The 3,971-nt window shown below is 69.5% G+C and carries 4 protein-coding genes; 2 read left to right on the top strand and 2 right to left on the bottom strand.

Going from position 1 to position 3,971, the window contains the following annotated elements; translation table 11 throughout:
• Nucleotides 1–195: 195 nt before the first annotated feature.
• A complete protein-coding gene (locus AIIKEEIJ_RS12760) occupies nt 196–1,362 on the bottom strand; it encodes an alcohol dehydrogenase catalytic domain-containing protein (protein WP_161995792.1) in 1,167 nt (388 codons plus the stop codon).
• Nucleotides 1,362–1,997, bottom strand: a complete 636-nt coding sequence (locus AIIKEEIJ_RS12755) for a hypothetical protein (RefSeq protein ID WP_202916976.1) — start codon at nt 1,995–1,997, stop codon at nt 1,362–1,364. Before AIIKEEIJ_RS12755 ends, AIIKEEIJ_RS12760 begins: the two co-directional genes overlap by 1 nt.
• Before the next feature lie 299 nt (nt 1,998–2,296).
• Between AIIKEEIJ_RS12755 and cysK the strand changes: the two genes are divergently transcribed.
• Entirely contained in the window at nt 2,297–3,232 is a 936-nt protein-coding gene (cysK, locus tag AIIKEEIJ_RS12750; protein ID WP_006940240.1) for a cysteine synthase A, read from the top strand.
• Between the two features lie 7 nt (nt 3,233–3,239).
• Complete coding sequence (gene epsC / locus AIIKEEIJ_RS12745) at nt 3,240–3,818, top strand: serine O-acetyltransferase EpsC (RefSeq protein WP_006940242.1); 579 nt, start codon at nt 3,240–3,242, stop codon at nt 3,816–3,818.
• Nucleotides 3,819–3,971 lie beyond the last annotated feature (153 nt).

Below are 3,971 nucleotides of genomic sequence, written 5' to 3'. Positions count from 1 at the left end.
AACGGCCGCCCCCGGCAGACGCTACGCTGGCGCACGCCAACCGAAGCGTTCACCGAGCTTGTCGCATCGGCCGCCTGAAACCGCCTCGATCGAATGTGTGTGACATTCGGCCCGTTGGAGGGCGCCGGCCCGTTGGAGGGCGCCGGCCCGTTGGAGGGCGCCGGCCCGTTGCAGGGCGCCGGCCCGGCACCGGGGTCACGGCCGGAACACCGCGCGCACGCAGCCGTCCTTCTTGTCCTTGAACATCTCGTACCCGCGCACCGAGTCCTCGAGCGACATGTCGTGGGTGATCAACAGGCTGGGGTCGAGCTTGCCGGCCTGCACGTGCTCGAACAGCCGCGGGACGTACCGCTGTCCGTGTTGCTGGGCGGTGCGCAGGGTCAGGCTCTTGTTGGTGAGCAGGCCCATCGGGAACTTGTCGGTGAGTCCGTAGACCCCGAGGACGGACACCACCCCACCCTTGCGGCACGCCATGATCGCCTGCCGCAGCGGCGTGGCGCGGTCGGTCTCCATCCGCAGCGCCTGCTTGACGCGGTCGTAGATCTGCATCAGGCCGGTGCCGTGGGCCTCCATGCCGACCGCCTCGATGCACGCGTCGGGTCCGCGGCCGCCGGTGCTCTCGCGCAGGGCCTCCTGCATGCTGACCTCGGCGGAGTAGTCGATCGTCTCCAGCCCCAGCCGGGCGGCGAGGTCGAGGCGTTCGCCCAGGCGGTCGACGACGATCACTCGTTCGGCGCCGAGGATCCGGGCGCTCACGGCCGCCATCAGGCCCACGCCCCCGGCACCCCACACTGCGACGGTGTCGCCGGGGGAGATGTCGCAGAAGTCGGCCCCCATGTATCCGGTGGGCACCGCGTCGGAGAGGAACAGGGCCTGCTCGTCGGTGATCCCCTCGGGGATCGGGAAGCAGTTGACGTCGCCGAACGGCACCCGCACGTACTGCGCGTGCGAACCCTGGTATCCGCCGAACGGGTGGGTGTAGCCGTAGATGCCGCCGGACGGGTAGCCGAGCAGCGGCTGCTGCATCGCAGCGTTCGGGTTGGTGGTGTCACACGCCGAGTACAGGTCGTGGTCGCAGTACCAGCAGGCGCCGCACCCGATGAACGACGGCACGACGACGCGGTCGCCGACGTTCACGGAGGTGACCTCCGCGCCCTTCTCGACGACGTCGCCCATGAACTCGTGCCCGAACACGTCGCCCTCCCGCATGCCGGGTAGATAGCCGTCGATGAAATGCAGATCGGATCCGCAGGTGGTCGTGAGGCGGACCTCCACGATCACGTCGTGCGGGTTGAGCAGCTTCGGGTCCTCGACCGTCTCGACGGACAGGTCGTTCACACCCATCCAGCACAGCGCTCGCATCAGTGGGATCCTTCCGTTCGGGAGTCGCGTCCGGAGGCACCGGAGCTGCCGCGGGCGCTGTGATTGCCGCGGGCGCTGTGATTGCCGCGGGCGCTGTCATTGCCGCGGGCGCTGTGATTGCCGCGGGCGCTGGGATTGCAGCGCAGGGTCGGCATCTCGCCGGTCTGCAGCAGCGCGCGGGCCCGGTACAGGGCGGTGAACGTGGCCGCGCCGGTGATCAGGCCGGGCATCGGGGTGTCGGCCCGCATGCTCACCTCGGTGCCGAGGCCGTGCGGGGCGGTGGCGAACGACAGCAGGATCCGGGGCGGCTGCGACGAGTCGCCGGCGTCGGTGGCGACGAACTGCAGTTCCCCGTCGCTCTCGAGCACGCGCGTCTCCCACGTGATCGGGTCGGCGCCGAGTTCGAAGGTCCACCGGAGGCGGTCGGGGCCGCTCGCGGCGACGGAGGTGCGCTCCCCGAACACCTGCGACAGATTGGCGGGCTCGCGCCAGAACCGTTGCACCGTTTCGCGGGGTGCGCCGATGGTGACGGTCTGCTGGGGACCGGGGTGGGAGCCGGTGCGTTCGACGACGCGACGGACAACCCCCTCGATCTGCCGCCCGGATCTCTCCACGGTCTTGACGATGTCGAACACGGGTTTCTCCTTCCGGGCGCGGGCGGGCCTGCCCCGTGCCGGGTCTGGTGGGCGACGCCCTACCGCAGCGGGGTGCTGTCCTGCAGGGCTGCGACCGGCCGGCCGGCGACGTTCCGGGCGTGCCGGTGACGAGTCATGACGTCGGCTACCCGCGGGAGCAGGGTGGGCAAACCGGTGGATCCCGGGCGGCCGGACCGCTGTGCGGCTCCCCACGTGAATCGGACATCCGCCGGAATGATGCAATAGGTGACGACGGAACCAATCCGGTCGGCACTGCGACCGGGAGGAGGATCGGGCCCATGAGCGGTATCTACAACAATGTCACCGAGCTGGTCGGGCGAACCCCGATCGTGCGGCTGAACCGGCTGACCGAGGGTCTCGGCGCCCAGGTCGCGGTCAAGCTCGAGTTCTACAACCCGGCCAACAGCGTCAAGGACCGGATCGGCGTGGCGATCATCGACGCCGCCGAGAAGTCCGGTGAGCTGCGCCCCGGTGGCACCATCGTCGAGGGGACCAGCGGCAACACCGGTATCGCGCTGGCGATGGTCGGTGCCGCGCGCGGCTACAAGGTCATCCTGACGATGCCCGAGACGATGTCCACCGAGCGTCGCGTGATGCTGCGGGCGTTCGGCGCGGAGATCGTCCTGACCCCCGGCTCCGAGGGCATGGCCGGCGCGGTCGCGAAGGCGGAGGAGATCGTCGCGAAGACCGAGAACGCGATCCTCGCCCGCCAGTTCGCCAACCCGGCGAACCCGGAGATCCACTACCAGACCACCGGTGAGGAGATCTGGAAGGACACCGAGGGCGCGGTCGACATCTTCGTCGCCGGCATCGGCACCGGCGGCACGATCACCGGCGCGGGCCGCAGGCTCAAGGAATACAAGCCGGAGGTGAAGATCGTCGGCGTCGAGCCCATCGATTCCCCCATCCTCACCGGCGGACAGCCGGGCCCGCACAAGATCCAGGGCATCGGCGCGAACTTCGTGCCCGACGTGCTCGACCGCGAGGTCTACGACGAGATCGTCGACGTCTCGTTCGACGACGCCGTCCGCGTGGGCCGGGATCTCGGCACGCAGGAGGGCATTCTCGGCGGCATCTCGTCCGGCGCGATCGTGTGGGCCGCTCTGGAGCTGGCGAAGCGTCCGGAGAACGCCGGCAAGCTCATCGTCGCCGTGGTCTGCGACTTCGGTGAGCGGTACATCTCCACTCCGCTGTTCGAGCACATCCGGGACTGAACGCATCGTGAGTGTTCTGCGCACCCTCCGGGAAGACCTGCAGGCGGCCCGCGGCCACGATCCGGCGTCGCGCGGTGACATGGAGAACGCCCTCGTGTATTCGGGGCTGCACGCGATCTGGTCGCATCGGCTCGCACACCGGATGTGGGCGCGGCCGGCGCTGCGGGGACCGGCCCGCATCCTGGCGCAGTTCACCCGCTTCCTCACGGGCATCGAGATCCACCCCGGCGCGACGATCGGACGGCGCTTCTTCGTCGATCACGGCATGGGCGTGGTGATCGGGGAGACCGCCGAGATCGGCGAAGACGTGATGATCTATCACGGCGTCACGCTCGGCGGGCGGTCGCTGGCGCGGACCAAGCGGCACCCCACCATCGGCAACCGGGTCACCATCGGTGCGGGGGCGAAGGTCCTCGGGCCGGTGGTGATCGGCGACGACGTCGCGATCGGCGCGAACGCGGTGGTCACGCGCGACGTGCCCGCCGATTCGATCGCCGTCGGCATCCCGGCGACGATCCGCCCCCGCAAGCAGCACGAGGAACTCGTGGACCCGGCCTGCTACATCGATCCTGCGATGTACATCTGAGGTCTCGCCGGCACCCGCAGCCGGCCGGGCCGAATGTCACACAGGTTCGATTCGGGCTGACTCAGGTGGTCCATGCGACACGCTCCCTGACCAGGGGAGATGTCAGTGGGTCGAGCAGCACGAGAGGCGAAGAAGGCTAGGTTCTTCGCCATG

Source organism: Rhodococcus sp. YH1 (assembly GCF_009939605.1).
GTDB classification, from domain to species: domain Bacteria; phylum Actinomycetota; class Actinomycetes; order Mycobacteriales; family Mycobacteriaceae; genus Rhodococcus; species Rhodococcus aetherivorans.
The sequence above is the reverse complement of the archived record's forward strand: the minus strand, read 5'-3'. Positions and strand labels throughout refer to the sequence as shown.

Bases quoted from the DNA above. Each gene is read 5' to 3' on its own strand.
- cysK (WP_006940240.1), top strand. From the start codon at position 2,297: ATGAGCGGTATCTACAACAATGTCACCGAGCTGGTCGGGCGAACCCCG.
- AIIKEEIJ_RS12760 (WP_161995792.1), bottom strand. From the start codon at position 1,362: ATGCGAGCGCTGTGCTGGATGGGTGTGAACGACCTGTCCGTCGAGACG.